This is a genomic window from Alteribacillus persepolensis (genome assembly GCF_900099605.1).
Lineage (GTDB): Bacteria > Bacillota > Bacilli > Bacillales > Marinococcaceae > Alteribacillus > Alteribacillus persepolensis.
In genome coordinates, this window is record NZ_FNDK01000007.1 from 76,557 (window position 1) to 93,922 (window position 17,366).

The 17,366-nt window shown below is 40.8% G+C and carries 20 protein-coding genes; 16 read left to right on the plus strand and 4 right to left on the minus strand.

Features of this window, described 5'->3' with window-relative positions; genetic code table 11:
• Positions 1-80: 80 nt before the first annotated feature.
• Complete coding sequence (locus BLT18_RS07655; protein ID WP_091272720.1) at positions 81-329, minus strand: hypothetical protein; 249 nt, start codon at positions 327-329, stop codon at positions 81-83.
• Positions 330-1,025: 696 nt separating this feature from the next.
• Here BLT18_RS07655 and obgE point away from each other — a divergent pair.
• The 3 genes from obgE (at position 1,026) to pheA (ending at position 3,794) form a co-directional block, all read left to right on the plus strand.
• Positions 1,026-2,309, plus strand: coding sequence for a GTPase ObgE (obgE, locus tag BLT18_RS07660; protein WP_091272721.1), 1,284 nt, complete (start codon positions 1,026-1,028; stop codon positions 2,307-2,309).
• Positions 2,310-2,433: 124 nt separating this feature from the next.
• Positions 2,434-2,886, plus strand: a complete 453-nt coding sequence (locus BLT18_RS07665) for an ACT domain-containing protein (protein ID WP_091272723.1) — start codon at positions 2,434-2,436, stop codon at positions 2,884-2,886.
• A 29-nt stretch (positions 2,887-2,915) separates the two neighbouring features.
• Entirely contained in the window at positions 2,916-3,794 is an 879-nt protein-coding gene (pheA, locus tag BLT18_RS07670; protein ID WP_091272823.1) for a prephenate dehydratase, read from the plus strand.
• Between the two features lie 227 nt (positions 3,795-4,021).
• On the opposite strand, the gene BLT18_RS07675 is transcribed toward pheA, so the two are convergent.
• The gene (locus BLT18_RS07675; RefSeq protein ID WP_091272724.1) at positions 4,022-4,567 is read right to left on the minus strand and encodes a transcription repressor NadR; all 546 of its coding nucleotides are present in this window, start codon (positions 4,565-4,567) and stop codon (positions 4,022-4,024) included.
• A gap of 200 nt (positions 4,568-4,767) precedes the next feature.
• Here BLT18_RS07675 and safA point away from each other — a divergent pair, with 200 nt between their 5' ends.
• The 10 genes from safA to yajC all read left to right on the plus strand — a co-directional run bounded on the left by safA (position 4,768) and on the right by yajC (position 12,528).
• A complete protein-coding gene (gene safA / locus BLT18_RS17965) occupies positions 4,768-5,973 on the plus strand; it encodes a SafA/ExsA family spore coat assembly protein (RefSeq protein ID WP_139184719.1) in 1,206 nt (401 codons plus the stop codon).
• Positions 5,974-6,063: 90 nt separating this feature from the next.
• Entirely contained in the window at positions 6,064-6,771 is a 708-nt protein-coding gene (locus BLT18_RS07685; protein ID WP_091272726.1) for a YhcN/YlaJ family sporulation lipoprotein, read from the plus strand.
• A gap of 123 nt (positions 6,772-6,894) precedes the next feature.
• A complete protein-coding gene (locus tag BLT18_RS07690) occupies positions 6,895-7,647 on the plus strand; it encodes a YebC/PmpR family DNA-binding transcriptional regulator (RefSeq protein WP_091272728.1) in 753 nt (250 codons plus the stop codon).
• Positions 7,648-7,731: 84 nt separating this feature from the next.
• Positions 7,732-8,007: a BofC N-terminal domain-containing protein gene (locus tag BLT18_RS07695; RefSeq protein ID WP_091272729.1), complete on the plus strand. Its 276-nt coding sequence runs from the start codon at positions 7,732-7,734 to the stop codon at positions 8,005-8,007.
• Positions 8,008-8,084: 77 nt separating this feature from the next.
• Positions 8,085-8,696: a Holliday junction branch migration protein RuvA gene (gene ruvA / locus BLT18_RS07700; RefSeq protein WP_091272731.1), complete on the plus strand. Its 612-nt coding sequence runs from the start codon at positions 8,085-8,087 to the stop codon at positions 8,694-8,696.
• Between the two features lie 45 nt (positions 8,697-8,741).
• Positions 8,742-9,746: a Holliday junction branch migration DNA helicase RuvB gene (ruvB, locus tag BLT18_RS07705; RefSeq protein WP_091272732.1), complete on the plus strand. Its 1,005-nt coding sequence runs from the start codon at positions 8,742-8,744 to the stop codon at positions 9,744-9,746.
• A complete protein-coding gene (locus tag BLT18_RS07710; protein ID WP_175487420.1) occupies positions 9,739-9,957 on the plus strand; it encodes a DUF2905 domain-containing protein in 219 nt (72 codons plus the stop codon). Before ruvB ends, BLT18_RS07710 begins: the two co-directional genes overlap by 8 nt.
• Before the next feature lie 71 nt (positions 9,958-10,028).
• Positions 10,029-11,081, plus strand: a complete 1,053-nt coding sequence (queA, locus tag BLT18_RS07715) for a tRNA preQ1(34) S-adenosylmethionine ribosyltransferase-isomerase QueA (RefSeq protein WP_091272736.1) — start codon at positions 10,029-10,031, stop codon at positions 11,079-11,081.
• Positions 11,069-12,208, plus strand: coding sequence for a tRNA guanosine(34) transglycosylase Tgt (gene tgt, locus BLT18_RS07720; protein WP_091272738.1), 1,140 nt, complete (start codon positions 11,069-11,071; stop codon positions 12,206-12,208). The genes queA and tgt overlap by 13 nt, the downstream gene beginning before the upstream one ends.
• Positions 12,209-12,273: 65 nt before the next feature.
• Entirely contained in the window at positions 12,274-12,528 is a 255-nt protein-coding gene (yajC, locus tag BLT18_RS07725) for a preprotein translocase subunit YajC (protein ID WP_091272740.1), read from the plus strand.
• 184 nt (positions 12,529-12,712) lie between these two features.
• On the opposite strand, the gene BLT18_RS07730 is transcribed toward yajC, so the two are convergent.
• Complete coding sequence (locus tag BLT18_RS07730) at positions 12,713-13,084, minus strand: TIGR04086 family membrane protein (RefSeq protein ID WP_091272741.1); 372 nt, start codon at positions 13,082-13,084, stop codon at positions 12,713-12,715.
• A 162-nt stretch (positions 13,085-13,246) separates the two neighbouring features.
• Here BLT18_RS07730 and BLT18_RS07735 point away from each other — a divergent pair, with 162 nt between their 5' ends.
• Both BLT18_RS07735 and BLT18_RS07740 read left to right on the plus strand, forming a co-directional pair.
• Entirely contained in the window at positions 13,247-14,542 is a 1,296-nt protein-coding gene (locus BLT18_RS07735; protein ID WP_091272743.1) for an ArsB/NhaD family transporter, read from the plus strand.
• Positions 14,543-14,611: 69 nt separating this feature from the next.
• Positions 14,612-15,265, plus strand: a complete 654-nt coding sequence (locus tag BLT18_RS07740; RefSeq protein ID WP_091272745.1) for a DUF421 domain-containing protein — start codon at positions 14,612-14,614, stop codon at positions 15,263-15,265.
• Between the two features lie 8 nt (positions 15,266-15,273).
• Here the strand turns inward: BLT18_RS07740 and spoVB are convergent, their stop codons facing one another.
• Positions 15,274-16,812 (minus strand): stage V sporulation protein B, encoded by a 1,539-nt coding sequence (gene spoVB, locus BLT18_RS07745; RefSeq protein WP_091272746.1) that lies wholly within the window; start codon positions 16,810-16,812, stop codon positions 15,274-15,276.
• Between the two features lie 181 nt (positions 16,813-16,993).
• On the opposite strand from spoVB, the gene BLT18_RS07750 reads away from it, so the two are divergent.
• A complete protein-coding gene (locus tag BLT18_RS07750; protein WP_245705207.1) occupies positions 16,994-17,314 on the plus strand; it encodes a post-transcriptional regulator in 321 nt (106 codons plus the stop codon).
• The last annotated feature ends 52 nt before the right edge of the window (positions 17,315-17,366 follow it).

Below are 17,366 nucleotides of genomic sequence, written 5' to 3' on the forward strand. Positions count from 1 at the left end.
TGATAATTTATACTGTCTTATGGGGATAAAAACGACTCTCCTTCGCTGGAAGGAGAGCCTGGGTTAGAGTGTGTTTTGTTTTATTGCTGCTGTTGAGCTTGCTGAAGTTCTTGTTGAACTTGCTGGAGTTCTTGTTGAGCTTGTTGAAGTTGTTGCGGGTTTTGTGCATTACCTGCTTGTTGAGCTTGCTGAAGCTGCTGCTGAGCCTGTTGAAGCTGTTGTTGGCTTTGTTGTAACATTTGCGGATTGTTAGCTGCATTTTGCATGTTTTGCTGAGCTTGTTGAATGGCTTGCTGAGCTTGTTGAACTTGTTGATTTTGCTGTGGCATAAGACAAAACCTCCATTAAAAATGTGTAGGTGAAACAATAGTTATCTTTTCCGCTCAACCAAAAAATATGCGGTGTGTATTTGCTGGTATTGTACCTATGACCGAATTTATGGTTATGGTACAATATGGTTTATCCTCAACTCTGTCTTTTGAGAAGTGCTGATATTGGAAGCAGAGAAACGATTACAATTACTTCATGACAATGTCAGGGATGATACGATGAACTATTTACAAATACTAAAGGGGTAATTAGCTGTAGAAAATTACACATATGCAGCAGCAACAAGTGGACAATATTATTAGAAAAAAACAGCGTGAAAGCCAACGAACGGGCACACTTAAACGTTCCGCAAGCTGCTGTTTACTTGTTGACCTTTCTATCCGCTTACACTTGACGTGCAAGCCCGAAAGCGTGTTGTTGACCGCTCAGTTTACGATAAAAAATGGTACGATTTTATCAGCAGGCTGTTGTGGTGCTTCACGATGATGTGGTTAAAGATGTGGATAACCACATGTTGCTATGATACATGCCTTGTCCGAAATTTTGTTGAAATGCGGTTTTACTGGCAAGGTTAATAATATACAAAACATAGGGAATTGGTTACAGAGCTGAAAAGACATAGGCTTACAGTATTACGTTTGGAACGAAGAAGAACTGCTTTTTACATCGATGTTGAATAAATGAGGTGACAAAGATTGTTTGTAGACAAAGTAAAAGTGTTCATAAAAGCTGGTGACGGTGGGGACGGTATGGTGGCGTTTCGGAGAGAAAAATTTGTTCCACAAGGCGGCCCGGCTGGCGGCGACGGTGGAAAAGGCGCAGATGTCGTGTTAGAAGTAGATGAAGGTCTTCGTACATTGATGGATTTTCGCTACCAAAAACACTTCAAAGCCAAGCGCGGTGAAAACGGACGCCCGAAAAATCAACACGGAAAAAATGCCGAAGACTTAGTCGTTAACGTCCCGCCAGGTACAACTATTATGGATGATGACACGGGAGAAGTCATTGCTGATTTAACAAAACATAAGGAAAGAGCCGTTGTAGCAAAAGGAGGAAGGGGAGGACGTGGAAATACAAGATTTGCATCGCCTTCAAATCCTGCTCCTGAGTTAAGTGAAAAAGGTGAACCTGCTGAAGAAAAGTATATTACATTGGAATTAAAACTGTTAGCAGATGTTGGCTTGGTTGGGTTTCCAAGCGTTGGAAAGTCCACATTATTGTCGGTGGTTTCAAGTGCGAAACCGAAGATAGCAGATTATCATTTTACGACCATTAATCCGAATTTAGGGGTCGTATCTGCAGCAGATGGCCGCAGCTTTGTGATGGCAGATTTGCCTGGTTTAATTGAAGGGGCACATGAAGGTATTGGACTAGGCCATCAATTTTTGCAGCATATTGAAAGAACAAAAGTCATTGTTCATGTAGTGGACATGTCTGGTTTGGAGGGCCGTGATCCTTATGAGGATTTTAAAAAGATTAATGAAGAATTAAAGCAGTATAATATGCGATTGTTGGAACGTCCGCAAATTATCATGGCCAATAAAATGGATATGCCTGGAGCAGAAGATAACCTCAAGGTATTTAAAGAAAAAGTGCCTGGTGAATATGAGATTTTTCCGGTATCGGCTCTGACGAAACAAGGTCTGAAAGAATTAATACTGGAAACGGCAGACCTTGTTGATAATACTTCTGAATTTCCTTTGTTAGAGGAACAAGAGCAGCAAGAGCGGGTGGTTTACCGCTATGAAAGACAGCAAGAACCGTTTACTATTTCGCGTGATGATGACGGTGCATTTGTATTGTCTGGTCCAGAAATTGAAAAAGCTTTTAAGATGACTGATATGAGCCGCGATGACTCGGTTAAACGTTTTTCTAGAAAGATGCGCCACATGGGGATTGATGATGCTTTACGCGAAAAAGGGGCGAAAGACGGGGATACAGTGCGGCTGCTTGATTTTGAATTCGAATTTATTGAATAATTGCTGCATGTTTGTTTTATTTTCTGTCGTTAAGGCTGTTCATGCAGCTTTATAACCAACAGCGAGTCATGTATAATTTGATTATGCGTAAAATGAAAGAGCAGTTGCCGGCGGTGGTGAACATATGGCAGAGCAAAATGAACAATTTTATTTAGTACGGCAGGATATGCTGACTGAAGCGATGCAAAAAACACTTGAAGCGAAATCATTGCTCGAAAGCAAAAAAGTACAAAAAGTAGGAGAAGCCGTACAAACCGTAGGATTAAGCAGAAGTGCTTTTTATAAATACAAAGATGCTGTATTCCCTTTTCACCAAATGATTCAAGAGCAGATTATTACTTTGTCCATACAGCTTGCAGATAAGTCTGGCTCGTTATCTGCATTATTAAAAGAAGTGGCAAAAACAAATGCAAACGTACTTACAATCAATCAAACGATTCCGCTGCAGGGACGTGCCAATGTCACGTTAACAGTAGATACATCTGCTGTGAAAATAGAGGTAATGGATTTAGTCAAGCGCATTCAAGAAATGGATGCGGTGGAAAATGCAGAAGTTGTAGGTTCTGGTTCATTGTAAAAAAACTTGAAGGAGTGGAGACGATGTCGGTGTCTGTTGGCTATTTAGGACCTGAAGGGTCTTTTACAGAGGCTGCAGCAAATGCAGTATTGCCAAGTCATAAATGTTACCCGTATGCTACAATTCAAGCGTGCATGGCTGCAGCAGCAAGTGACGAAGTAGATATCGCTGTGGTACCGTTAGAAAATGCGATTGAAGGGTCTGTTAATATGACGCTTGATTACTTGATTCATAAGCAAGACATACCTATTATTGGAGAAGTGACAGTGCCAATCCAACAACATTTAATGGTTCATCCAGATAATGAACATATATGGAAAAGCATGAATAACATTTATTCTCACCCACAAGCTATTGCACAATGTGATGATTTTATTACGAATACATTTTCTCATGCAAACATTCATTACATGAACTCAACGAGCCTGGCGGCAAAAGATATATCAGAAAACCCTGATATGGATGGGGTGGCTATTGCCAACGCACTTGCTGCCAAAAAGTATGGATTAAAAATTGTACAGCATCATATTCACGATTATGACAACAATCACACTCGTTTTGTACTTTTGTCGAAACAAGAACAAAAAGAAGCGCTGCAGCCAGTGAGACACGAAAAAGAAAAAACAACCTTAATGATTACACTGCCTTCTGATCATTCAGGAGCATTGCACCAAGTACTGTCGGCTTTTGCGTGGCGCAAATTGAACTTGTCGAAAATTGAATCACGGCCGATGAAAACCGGAATTGGTCATTACTTTTTCATTATTGATGTTGATCATGCGATGGATGATGTACTCATTCCGGGGGTAATAGCGGAACTTGAGGCACTGGGATGTGGAGTTCGTATTTTAGGGAGTTATCCCTGTTTACTTACTGAAACAGTGAAAGCAAAGCCTATTCCTGAATAAGGATAGGCTTTTTTTTTCATGGAGGAGGACAGGATTGCAAAACGTGGTTAACAAATTCATATAAGTGCGGAGAAGCCTGCCTGTACAAAAGGCCTGGCAGCTGGTCAAGCTGTCTTTCAAAAGCACAAGCACATGAATCTTTGTGCATGCCATGAAAATGCTCCGTCTATATGGCCTTCGCTGACACACGAATATAATGATATGTGGATTTCCCCACGCCGGCAAAGTTAGGACGTTAATAGAAATCCTTTTTCCTGCAGTTTCTTTTTTACTTCTTCCATAACCGATTCTGAAGAAGCTTCGACGGTATGTAAATGTGTACCATCGGTTAGCTGAGATAATAACGGTGCTTTCGTTTTTTCCAGTTCCACAATAAATTGCTGGACTTCCTTTCTTGTTGCCAGCATTAATGAAGCTGTTAAGTCTCCATACAGGGGATGTTCAATCGTCACATCCAAGACCTTTGCGCCATGATCAACAATAATATTTAATTCCTCTTCTGTCACAGAACGGTCTGAGGAATGAAAACAAGCAATTTGCTGCGTTACGGATGCAGCTGGCTGTTCTTGCAAAAATAAATAACCCTGTGATGTGGCAATGATTGGATAGTCTTTAGCTTTTAGCAATGAAATATCTTGGACAATCACCTGGCGGCTTACATTTGTTTTCGCGGCAAGTTCGCTGCCTGTAATCGGCTGTTTGCGCTCGGAAAGCCATTGCAAAATTAACTCTCTTCTTTTATTTCCAAGTATTTTATCTGGATGTTTTGTCAAGGTAGACCCTCCCTTTTTACTAGATACAGGTATTATTTTACAATATAACAAGTGTCTTTACATTGTTTAGCATTTGCTTAGAAGTCATATATGTATTTCCAAAAGCATATGTTTGCCATAGACGATGATGGGAACGGAAGGGAAGAATACTATTTCTTCAAACCGGCTTCGATCACTTACAGAGGGAGGAAAAAAACACTATGCAGATTCACATTGTTCAAAAAGGAGATACATTGTGGAAGCTTTCACAGCAGTATAATGTCGATTTTGAGGAAGTGAAAAAAGCTAATCCTCAGTTATCTGATCCAAATAAAATTATGCCCGGCATGAAAATAAAAATACCCGCAAAAAGCGTACCTGTAAAGAAGGAACAACAAATAAAAAAAGAACAACAGCAACCGGTACAAAAAGAGAAGAAAAAAGAACAGCCTAAACCAAAGCCAGAAAAGCCCATGGCTCAGCCTAAGCCGAAAATGCCACCGGTAAACCAGCCGAAACCGACACCGCCTAAACCGCCAAAAATAAGTCCTATTCAACAAGAGCAGCATTTCAATATGAATGTGAACTTATATAAGCCATATCCGCAAAAGCCAGCAAAAACTCAGCCGGAGAAAAAGCCGACTCAGATGCAGCAAATGCCGCCAAAGCCACCAAAAAAGCCGCAAGACAAACCGATGAAAACCGAGCAAGCGCCAGTACAGAAACAACCGCAAGAAAAGCCGCAGGTGAAACCACAAGTAAAACCACAGGTGAAACCACAAGTAAAACCACAAGTAAAACCTAAGATGGAGTCGCCATGGAAACCATCTGATAATGAGCAGATGCCTTCCATGCCAAAAATGCCTAAACAACCGTCAGCGCAAATATCACCATCAACATACGAACCATCTGCACAGCAGCCTATGCACTATCCAATGCAGCAGTCAATGCCGATGATGCCAAAGCCGGGGCCGTGCAGTCCTTGTCAGCCAATGCCCCCGCTTGTACCTTGCTGGTCGCCTTGTCCACCGCCAATGATGCCAATGCAAGCACCAGCACATCCTATGAATAATGGATACCATCATGATGAGATGGTACAAGGAGTGTCTCACTATCCAAAACCGTACGGAGCCTATCATCACTTTCCGCCAAATCAAATGATGAGTCCGTACGACGGGCATATGAACCACTCATCTCATCAGAATTATTATTCCCCAAATCACCAATATCATAATGATTATTATCAGAACCATAACAATAATTATGGTAATAACTACAATAATAACTATAACAACCATAATAATAACTATCATGACAACAATTATCATAATAACAACTACAATAATAACAACGACAACAACAACGGACAGCAGTATGGCGGCATGTATTCTCCGTGGATGAATAACAATAACCGAGAAGAGGAATAAAATTTTAGAGCAATTACCTTAGTTACCTCTAACTTACAGCTTAAAAGCTGCCTCCTTGAGTCACTATAAATGACGAAAGGAGGTTTTTAAATGAAAAAAGCTGCATTAACAATGACTGCATTTACTATTATTGCAAGTGGACTGGCTGGCTGCGGAACTGCTGAAGACAATGAAATGGGTGCATCTCCAACCCGTTATAGTGGATATGATAACAACATGGATGGCCGTGATGCTGGCGGTAATTATCGCAGTGACAATTACAGAGGAGAAGGACCTGTCACTGATATGATGACTGTCGATGATCGTCAACATGGCCGAAATGACCGAGGCACCGCTGATAATCGTGGCCAAATTGGTGATCGCAATGGTATGGTAGGTGAAAGAGGGAACTTAAATACAAGAAATGTAAATGATGGCAATCAGATGAACGACAGAACAGGAAATCAAGGAAACAATCAGCAAGAGGCAGAAGAAATTGCCAATAAAGTTGAAAATATAGACGGTGTGGATGACAGCCGTGTTATCGTACGAGATAATGATATCTTAATTGGTGTCGACACGTATGAAGATGGTGAAAAAGCAGACCGTATGGCGGATAAAATAAAGCGTCAAGTAGAAAAAAATGCAGGCGATGGTAAAAATGTATATGTTACAACAGACGAAGAACAATACGGCAACATTCAAGAAATTGATAACAACCTTCAAAATGGCATGGGATTAAATGAAGCTGGGGATACAATTAATGCTATGATTGAAGACTTAAGTAATGCTGCGCAAAGACCGTTTGAAAACAGTTAATGACAGAAAAGCGTTTCACAGCAGGACGTAACCCTCTGTGAGGCGCTTTTATTATGTCAGAGGGAATCCTTTCATTGTTCCTGAAGTATATGCTATATTAAATTGTTGGAGGAGGAATGAACAATGGCAGGACATTCCAAATGGCATAACATAAAACGAAGAAAAGAAAGCCAAGATGCAAAACGTGCAAAAATATTCACGAAGCTTTCTAAGGAAATATTTGCTGCAGTAAGAGAAGGCGGCACTGATCCGCAAACCAACCTAAGGTTGAGAATGGCGCTGACCAAAGCACGGGCAGAGAATATCCCAAACGATAATATTGAGCGCACCATTAAAAAAGCAGCAGGTGATACCGGTGGTGTACAGTATGAAGAGATTACCTATGAAGGTTATGGACCTGGAGGAGCTGCTGTTTTTGTACAGGCGTTGACAGACAATAAGAACCGCTCTGCAGCAGACATTCGCCATGCGTTCACTAAACACGGCGGCAATTTGGGTGAAGACGGCTGTGTTTCGTTTTTGTTTGATAAAAAAGGACAGCTCCTCATTTCTAAAACAAGTGATATAGATGAAGAAGAATTAATGCTTGCAGCGATTGAAGCCGGAGCAGATGAATGCGAAGCTGAAGATGATTATTTTTACATCCTTACAGCGCCTGAAGAGTTTGAACATGTAAAAAAAGCGCTGGAAAACGATTACCACTTCTCTAAAGCAGAGGTAACGATGATTCCACAAACGAATGCGGAGCTGACGGATGAGCATGCCGAAAAAATGTTGAAATTAATCGATGCTCTAGAAGATAATGATGATGTACAAAGCGTATATCATAACTTCAAAATTAGCGACGAACAATATGACCGAGTGGTGAATGGCTAAAGCATAAAAACCTTTTTTGTGGGGAAGACTCCCATAAAAAAGGTTTTTTCTGGTTTATACTTTTGTGAAAAAAGGAGAAAAGATATGCAGCATTTTTGGCGGTATATAGCAGTAGCAGTATGTTGTGGATGGTTAGTATTTCCATTAGGAGCTGAGGCATCTGATTCCTATCATCCTCGTTATCCTGCTGTTTATGAAGTGATTTTGGAAAAAGAAACATCTAATGGGGTCGTAGTGACTGCAAAGAAATATGAAACGGTTTGGGCGGTGGAAGATTTTTGGAGTAAGTATGAGTCTTGGAAGTTAGTCGATCAAAAAGAAGACCAGATTATCTTGCGAAAACCGTATGAAAAGCATTAATTTGTTTTTCATTATGCCAACAGTTTGCTATGATAAAAGAAAGCATGTTCGTATATACGGGGGAGGAGTCATTTGTTTTGTATGAATATCTAAGGGGAAAAGTTGTACACACGGAGAAAGAAACATTAACACTAGAGATTGAGAATATAGGCTATTTAATATATTGTTCGAATCCATTTGTTTTTGATAGGAATGAAGAAGAAATTACGATATATACATATCAGTATGTAAAAGAAGATGTCATACGGCTATACGGCTTTCCTTCTCGGAAAGAAAGAGGGTTATTTGAACAACTGCTGCAAGTATCAGGTATTGGCCCAAAAGGAGCACTTGCTGTTTTGGCTGCTGGTGCACCCCAGCAAGTTATCCAAGCGATTGAAGAGGAGAATGAAGCATTTCTTGTTAAGTTTCCCGGAGTCGGGAAAAAGACAGCGAGACAAATGATTCTTGATTTAAAAGGGAAACTGCAAGATATCGTGGGAGAGCCGGCAGGTAACGGTGATCTTGGTCTTCTTCAAGAAAACAGCCAGTCTGTGTCTCATTCTAATGCACTTGATGAGGCTTTGGAAGCGCTGCGAGCGTTAGGATACAGTGAAAAAGAAATATCTAAAGTTAAACCTGCCTTGCAAAAAGAACAATTAAGTGCTGATGAATATGTGAGACAAGCACTGCAAAAAATGCTGACGTAACAATTGGCAATAACACGTTTTAGACTGATGTAACGGGGGGTCTGTATGGAAGAGCGTATCGTCTCACAAGAAGCTCACCGTGACGATGACTATGCGGAGAGCAGTATAAGACCGGTTGATTTTAAACAGTACATCGGCCAGCAGAAAGTCAAAGAAAATTTAAAAATATTTATAGAAGCAGCCAAGCTTCGTGAGGAATGTTTGGACCATGTCTTGTTATACGGGCCGCCGGGTCTTGGCAAAACAACGTTAGCTATGATCATTGCAAACGAAATGCAAGTAAATATTAGAACAACCTCAGGTCCTGCTATTGAAAAACCGGGAGATCTTGCGGCTGTATTAACAGCCCTCGAACCAGGAGATGTGCTGTTCATTGATGAAATTCACCGTTTGCCACGTTCGGTAGAAGAAGTATTATACCCGGCAATGGAAGATTACTGCATTGATATTATTATTGGAAAAGAAGCAACAGCTCGATCTGTCCGGCTTGATTTACCGCCTTTTACTCTCGTAGGAGCTACGACCCGTGCAGGGATGTTATCATCTCCCTTAAGAGACCGTTTTGGTGTACATGCACGCTTGGAATATTACAATGAAACGGAATTGGCAGATATTGTTTATCGAAGTGGCAACTTAATGGGAGTTAGCGTTGAAGAGGAGGCAGCTTTGGAGTTGGCACGACGCTCAAGAGGAACACCAAGAATCGCTAACCGGCTGCTTAGGCGAGTTCGTGATTTTGCGCAAGTAAAGGGAAGCGATGGTATTAATTCTCTGCTCTGCCAAGACGCATTGGAAAAGTTGCAGGTAGACAGGCTGGGGCTCGATGAAATTGACCATAAATTGCTCGTTAATATTATTGAGAAATTCCGTGGCGGTCCTGTTGGGATTGAGGCCTTAGCAGCGGCAATAGGGGAAGAAGCAACGACTTTAGAAGATGTATATGAACCGTATTTAATGCAAATTGGCTTTGTAGTAAGAACTCCTCGCGGACGTATGGTAACCGAGCAAGTATATGAATACTTGGGGATGGAGGTGCCAGACCGTGGCTGATTTTCCAAAAATATTAATTGGTATTGGTATTGCCTTGATATTATTTGGCCTCGTATGGCAAGTCGGTGGTAAGTTTATATCTTTGGGCAAACTGCCGGGGGATATTATTATAAAAAATGAAAATTCCACTTTCTATTTTCCGATTGTGACATCAATTGTTGTCAGTATCGTGCTTTCTCTTATCTTTTTTATTCTTGGACGCTTTCGGTAACAACTTGTCATAGATATGGATTTTTTGTATGCTGATGAAGGTTTGTTGTTTGGAGAAAAGAGGTTGTATACATGAATGTTGAAGATTTCAATTTTACGTTACCAGAAGAATTGATTGCGCAAACACCATTACAAAGAAGAGATGCCTCACGGTTAATGGTACTAGACCCTGATGTAGAAGTGTTTAAACATGAAATGTTTCCAGATATTGTACAATATTTAAATGAAGGCGATTGTCTTGTTTTAAATGACACAAGAGTATTGCCGGCTCGTTTGTTTGGAGAAAAAGAAACAGGCGGGCAAGTGGAAGTGCTGCTTTTGAATCAAGAACGTAATGACGAATGGGAAACATTAATCAAGCCGGCGAAGCGCGTGAAGCCAGGAACCGTACTTTCTTTTGGCGGTGGCAAATTAAAAGCGGAATGCACAAGCATATTAGAGCACGGCGGTCGAATGCTTCGCTTTAAATACAGCGGCGTCTTTTTAGAAATTTTGGAAGAGCTCGGCGAGATGCCGCTGCCGCCATATATCAAGGAGAAGCTGGCAGATAAAGATCGTTATCAAACAGTGTATGCAAAGCATGACGGATCAGCAGCGGCACCGACAGCAGGGCTGCATTTTACCGAAGAACTGCTAGAGAACATCAAAGAAAAAGGCGTACATGTTACAACAATAACATTACATGTAGGATTGGGTACATTTCGCCCGGTTTCAGCAGAAACGGTAGAGGATCATCAGATGCATGCAGAATTTTATCAAATGACAGAAGGAACAGCGAACCTTTTAAACGAAACAAAAGAAAACGGCAATAAAGTTGTAGCGGTTGGGACAACGTCTCTAAGAACGTTAGAGACGATTGCTAAAAAGCATGGTGGATATTTTAAAAAGGAATCTGGCTGGACCGATATATTTATTTACCCTGGATATACATTTTATGGCATCGATGCACTCCTTACTAATTTTCATCTGCCGAAATCAACACTTGTTATGCTTGTGAGTGCATTGGCTGGAACAGACTTTTTGTTATCGGCGTATGAAGAGGCGGTGCGGCAGCGTTATCGCTTTTTTAGTTTTGGAGATGCGATGTTTATTATGAAAGGAAGTCGTCAAACATGGCAGCAATAAGCTATGAACTAATTAAGACATGCCAGCAATCTGGAGCGCGGCTTGGGAAAATCCACACTCCCCACGGCAGTATTGACACGCCGATTTTTATGCCTGTTGGCACATTAGCAACAGTCAAAACATTGAGCCCAAACGAATTAAAAGACATGAATGCTCAGATTATTCTTAGCAATACATATCACTTGTGGCTTCGTCCTGGAGAAGATATTATCTCTGAAGCAGGTGGTCTGCATACGTTTATGAATTGGGACCGGCCTATTTTAACGGACTCTGGAGGCTATCAAGTATTTAGTCTGAGCAAGCTGCGTGATATCAAGGAAGAAGGCGTTCATTTTAGAAACCATATAAGTGGAGAAAAATTATTCTTGTCGCCAGAAAAAGCCATGCAGATACAAAACGCTCTGGGACCTGACATTATGATGGCTTTTGATGAATGTCCTCCATATCCTGCCGGCCGAGACTACATGAAAGCTTCGGTCGAACGTACATCCCGGTGGGCAGAACGCTGTTTAGAAGCACATCAGCGGCCAAATGAACAAGCTTTATTTGGTATTGTACAAGGTGGAGAATATGAAGATTTAAGGAAACAATCAGCAAATGATTTGATTTCCCTTGACTTTCCGGGTTATGCTGTAGGCGGGTTGTCTGTTGGAGAGCCAAAAGATGTCATGAATCGTGTGCTTGAATTTACGACTCCGCTTTTACCAAAAGATAAGCCGAGATATTTAATGGGGGTTGGATCAGCCGACTCTTTAATAGATGGGGCAATACGAGGCATTGATATGTTTGACTGTGTGCTTCCAACGCGCATTGCAAGAAATGGTACGTGCATGACAACAAATGGACGTTTGGTCGTACGCAATGCAAAATACGCTCGTGATTTTAAGCCGATTGATGAGCATTGTGACTGCTATGCGTGCCGAAATTATTCGCGTGCTTACATTCGCCATCTAGTGAAATGTAATGAGACGTTTGGATTCCGGCTGACCTCTTATCACAACCTGCATTTCTTATTGACGTTGATGCAGCGAGTGCGGAAAGCCATTTTAGAAGACAGGCTGCTGGATTTTAGAGAAGAATTTTTTGAACAGTACGGCTTTAATAAAGAAAATGCTAAAAATTTTTGATGAAATGAAGTGTTTTCTTTAAATATAGTGTTACAGGGTAAGGCTAGGAAGGGAGGGAAATATTCATGGAAGCTATTATCATGCTTGTACTCATGTTTGCCATTTTCTACTTTTTGCTGATCAGACCGCAGCAAAAGCGGCAAAAGCAAATTCGTGAAATGCATGCGAATTTGCAAAAAGGAGATCGTATTATTACGATAGGGGGTTTGCACGGCACCATTGATGCGCTGGATGAGAACAAAATTGTTATATTGGTGGAGAACAACCAAAAACTAACGTTCGACCGCAATTCTGTGCGCGAAGTAGTTAATGAGGACTAACACGTTCTCATTTACATAGGATACTTGTGTATGCACAAGGGGAAGGGCTGTCTTAAAAGTTGTTATACGAATGACTTTTAAGAACAGCCCTTTTTTGGTTCCACGAAAATGAAGAAGACAGAAAAAGAGAACATATTCACCCTAGTTTTGTTTGATGTGGACAGCTTTGATTTGACTAAAAGCGTTACGAAACAGAATTTACACCAATTGCTGCTCCAACGGCTGAGGAAATCAGGAAGCTAGCAAATAGAATCACTTGTGAGCTGGTAATGGAGCTGTCATAGCCAAGGTATTGAAACAGTACAATCAAGCAAATAACGGCTCCTGCTGTTATCACCCCGGTTATTAACCCTTTTTCCTTCGATTTGATCCCGGCAATAATCCCTCCGATACCAAAACTGATAATGGCTAAGATATATAACAGCCATTGCATGGTGTCTTCCGAGACAGTAGTGAAGCGAAATAATACGGAAAATATGAAAGCGCAAGCAATTAACAAACAAATAATAACAGCCATGCCCGCTCCTATAGCTTGTATACGTCCAGAACGCTGCATCGTTCTCCCCCTTTTTTATTCTTCTCTAAAAATATATGGACAAGAGGCAGAAATAGAAGCGGGTTGGAACAGAAATTTTTTCAGGTACAGCAAAATAGCAGTTCAAAAGTGTATTTGCCACACATAAGCTAGTACAAATGTGTAAAAAAGGTGGTTGCTTGCGTGGAAGATGTTGGCATTGCACTTCTTATCTTTATTTTCAGCTACTTTTTTCTTATCACAGAAAAAGGTGATCGGGCGCTCGTAGCATGTGCCGGCGGATTATTGATGGTAGTAGGAGGGGTGCTCAATCTTGAGTTAGTATTTTTTCGATATATTGACTGGCACACGATTGCATTATTATTGTCGATGATGATTATCGTATCTATTAGTTCACAAAGCGGCATGTTTCAATTTGCTGCTGTGAAAACAGCTCAGCTTGTAAAGGGGAAGCCATTGCCGTTATTAGTTTTGCTGTCCGTGTTAACTGCAGCAGGTTCTGCCTTTTTAAATAATGTAACGACAGTTCTGTTAATAACTCCTGTGGTATTTACGTTAACTGGCATGCTGCATTTACGAGTGATACCGTTTTTGATGGCAATTATCGTATCATCCAATATAGGGGGAACGGCAACGTTAATTGGCGACCCTCCTAATTTAATGATTGGACAGGCGGCAAAGAGTCTATCATTTAACGATTTTTTACTGCATTTAGGCCCCCCGTCTATCCTGATTCTTCTCTTAACAATGGCCGGCTTAGCTGTTTATTACCGCAATGTTTTGAAACAAACAGAGACAAAAACAGCCCGCGAGGAGTTAATGAAAGTGCAGGCGGTTCATTATATTACAAGCAAGCCGCTTTTACTAAAAAGTGCCGGCGTTTTATTACTGACGATTGCTGCTTTTTTACTGCAGCCATTTTTGAAGGTTGAACTAACAGCTATAGCGATGGGCGGTGCCCTTTTTTTAATGTTCTTAACGCAAAAGGAGGCTGATCCAGAAGCTATATTCAAACAAATGGAATGGACCACCATCTTCTTTTTTGCAGGTTTATTTATGCTTGTCGGAGGATTAGAGGAAACAGGACTGCTCGAAGAACTAGCACGGGGCATTATTTTTATGACCGAAGGGGACATGACAAAAACCTCCTTATCTCTTCTATGGGTTTCTGGTATTGTGTCAGGGTTTGTCGACAACATTCCGTTTGTTGCTGCTATGATACCAGTCATCTTAGAACTAGAAGGGTATGGTATGGGAGATTTAACTCCAGTATGGTGGGCGCTTGCGTTAGGCGCTTGTCTGGGCGGAAATGCTACGCTTATCGGGGCGACAGCTAACGTTATTGTTGCGGGGCTTGCGACGAAACAAGGACATGGGTTTAGCTATTTTGACTTTTTTAAAATTGGAGCACCAACAGCTTTACTTTCACTTATTGTTTCGACAATTTACGTGTACGCAAGGTATTTAATGTTTTATTAATACGTACATGTTCATTCCGTAAACAGGAAATAATAGAGGAGACGAAGCGAGACAAGAAGGTGTAAAACTGTGGAGGTAACAACTGTTTTACTGCGCACTCTCCTCGTATATTTGTTTTTGTTAGTTATTTTGCGAGTGATGGGAAAGCGGGAAATCAAAGAATTATCGGTGCTTGATTTTGTTGTATCAATTATGATAGCAGAATTGGCTGTAACATCGATTGAAAATGTCAGTATCCCTGTTTTAGAATCTTTTGCACCGATAACAGCTCTTGCTGTCATTCAAATTCTTTTGGCTTATTTATCGTTAAAAAGTCCAAAACTGCGTCACATTATTGATGGAAAGCCGACTGTTTTGATTAGCAATGGAAAGATAGATGAAAAAGAAATGAAAAAACAACGTTATAATTTTGATGACCTGCTTATGCAAATACGGGAAAAAGATGTGAAAGATATCTCCGATGTGGAGTTTGCTATTCTAGAACCATCTGGAGACTTGTCCGTATTTGAAAAAGAATCAAACGAAGAGGACCAGGAATATTCGTACCCGGTCCCCTTAATTATCGATGGTGTTGTACAAAATGAACAGCTTCAACGTGTGGGAAAAGATGAACTTTGGTTGAGACGTGAGCTTCGAAAAGCAGGTATTGAGAGCACAAAGGCTGTTTCTTACTGTGTGATGCAGGAAAATGGCATATTATACATTGATATGAAAGATGAATAAATATGCCTCTACGTTTTAGGAACGAGCCGTTTCAGCTGGTTCCATTTTATTAATCCAGTGGCAAGCAGCAACAGAAGATACAAACCAGCTGACAGTACGGCAGCCGTCATTGATTGAACAAGAATCGTTTGATTGGAAAAATAGTGCTGAATCATCCAATACGCTGTGGAAACGGAAGCAAAAGATGTGAGTAAAACAATGAATCCGTATACACCTTCAAAAATAAACCCAACTGCTTTGGAAACAACGTAAAGGTGCAGAAGTGTCACGAGCATCATGTTAAGAGCAATGGCTAAAGCAGCACCTTTAATGCCAAGTTCCGGCTGAGAAGTTAGCACAAACAGTGCAGCCATTTTAATAATAGCGCCCACCAGTGTATTCACCATCGCAGATTTTGCTAAATCGAGTCCTTGTAATACGGCTTGCAGCGGTCCTTGCAAATATAAAAAGATGCTAAAGGGGGCTAAAATTTTAATATAATATGCAGCGTGGGGGGCGTCGTACATGACAGTCATTATTAATTCGGCGAAAACATATAAGAACATCGATGAAAAAACCCCTGCTAGCAGCGCTGTACGCAACGTTTGGCGAAGCCGATTTTGGATGACTTTATAATTATTGTTGGCGGCTGCTTCACTGACATTAGGAACGAGAGTGACAGAAAAAGAATAAGTAATAAATGTCGGCAGCAGCAGCAAAGGAATAACAAACCCGCTTAATTCCCCATATTGGGCAGTGGCCACTGCTGTGGCCACGCCGGCTAAAGCAAGGCTTTGTGCAATGATAATAGGTTCTAGAAACAATGAGATTGATCCAATCATACGGCTGCCGGTAGCAGGCAGCGAAATATTCATAAGCTGCTGAAAGGTAGTTTTTCCCTCTTTTAAGGCTCCTAAAAAGTGGCTTCTTACTTTTAATGGTTTATTGTTCTTGAAACACTTCATCATGAATAATAAAGACGCCAGCTCACCAGCAACAACGGAAAGCATGGCTCCAGCTGCAGCAAACTCTAGTCCATATGGAAGTAATGCTTTTGTACAAACAGCAACGAGAGATATTCGAACAGCTTGTTCAATTACTTGAGATATTGCGGTAGGTTTCATATTCTGGCGTCCTTGAAAGTATCCTCTTAAAACAGCTGAGACAGCTACTATTGGAATAATGGGAGTAATAGCGATAAGCGGATATAAGGCTCGCTCATCCGTTAAAAAATAAGCAGCGAATAAAGGCGATGCACTCATTAATGCAGCGGTAAATAAAATACTCAGCGTCCCGGTTACACAAAGGGAGACAACAAGAACTCGTTTCATTTTTTGTGTGTCGTGATGAATTTCTGCTTCGGCAATCAATTTTGAAATAGCAACAGGAAGTCCTAATTGTGTTAAAGTAATAATAAGCAGAAGCGTGGGAAAGGCCATCATATAAAGTCCTACACCTTCCGCTCCTAGTATTTTTGCTGTAACAATTCTATTGATAAATCCGAGTATGCGAGTAATCAAACCGGCAATAATTAAAATCAGTGTTCCTTGAATAAAGGTTTGTTTCATCCTTTCGCCTCCGCCACATTTATTCAGGTTTCTGATGGTATGAAAAAATCGATAAAGCTGTACTGTTTTTGTTGAGGGACTGGTTGTCGAACTCTTGTCTATGAAAGGTCTTTCTAGAAATGTATATGCTGTTTCTGTGGACAAGCATGACACCTTTTTCAATAAATGGAGGGAGTATATGATGAGTAATCAACAATTTGATGTTTGGAAAGAAGATGCTTGGCCGGCACTAAAAAGCAAAGTCGAAGAATTTCATTTGCTTGGATATCACCACGCCGATGAAGAGGCAGTCTGGGATTGTGTTGTAGAAAAGCTGCGCAAGAAAAAAGATTATGTTCGTTTTCATGTAGTCATCAATATGATTTTAACGCTACGTTTGAGTGAGTACATGAACCGGTTGACGATTCAGTCGTATAAAGAATCAAGCAGTGACACGTCAGATTTACATGCATTGATTGATGATATCGACAATCACTCTTCATCGAAACGTCATTTGACATAAAAAACAAGCCATCAGTATAATTGGTATGGCTTGGAAATCAGTTTTTTACGAG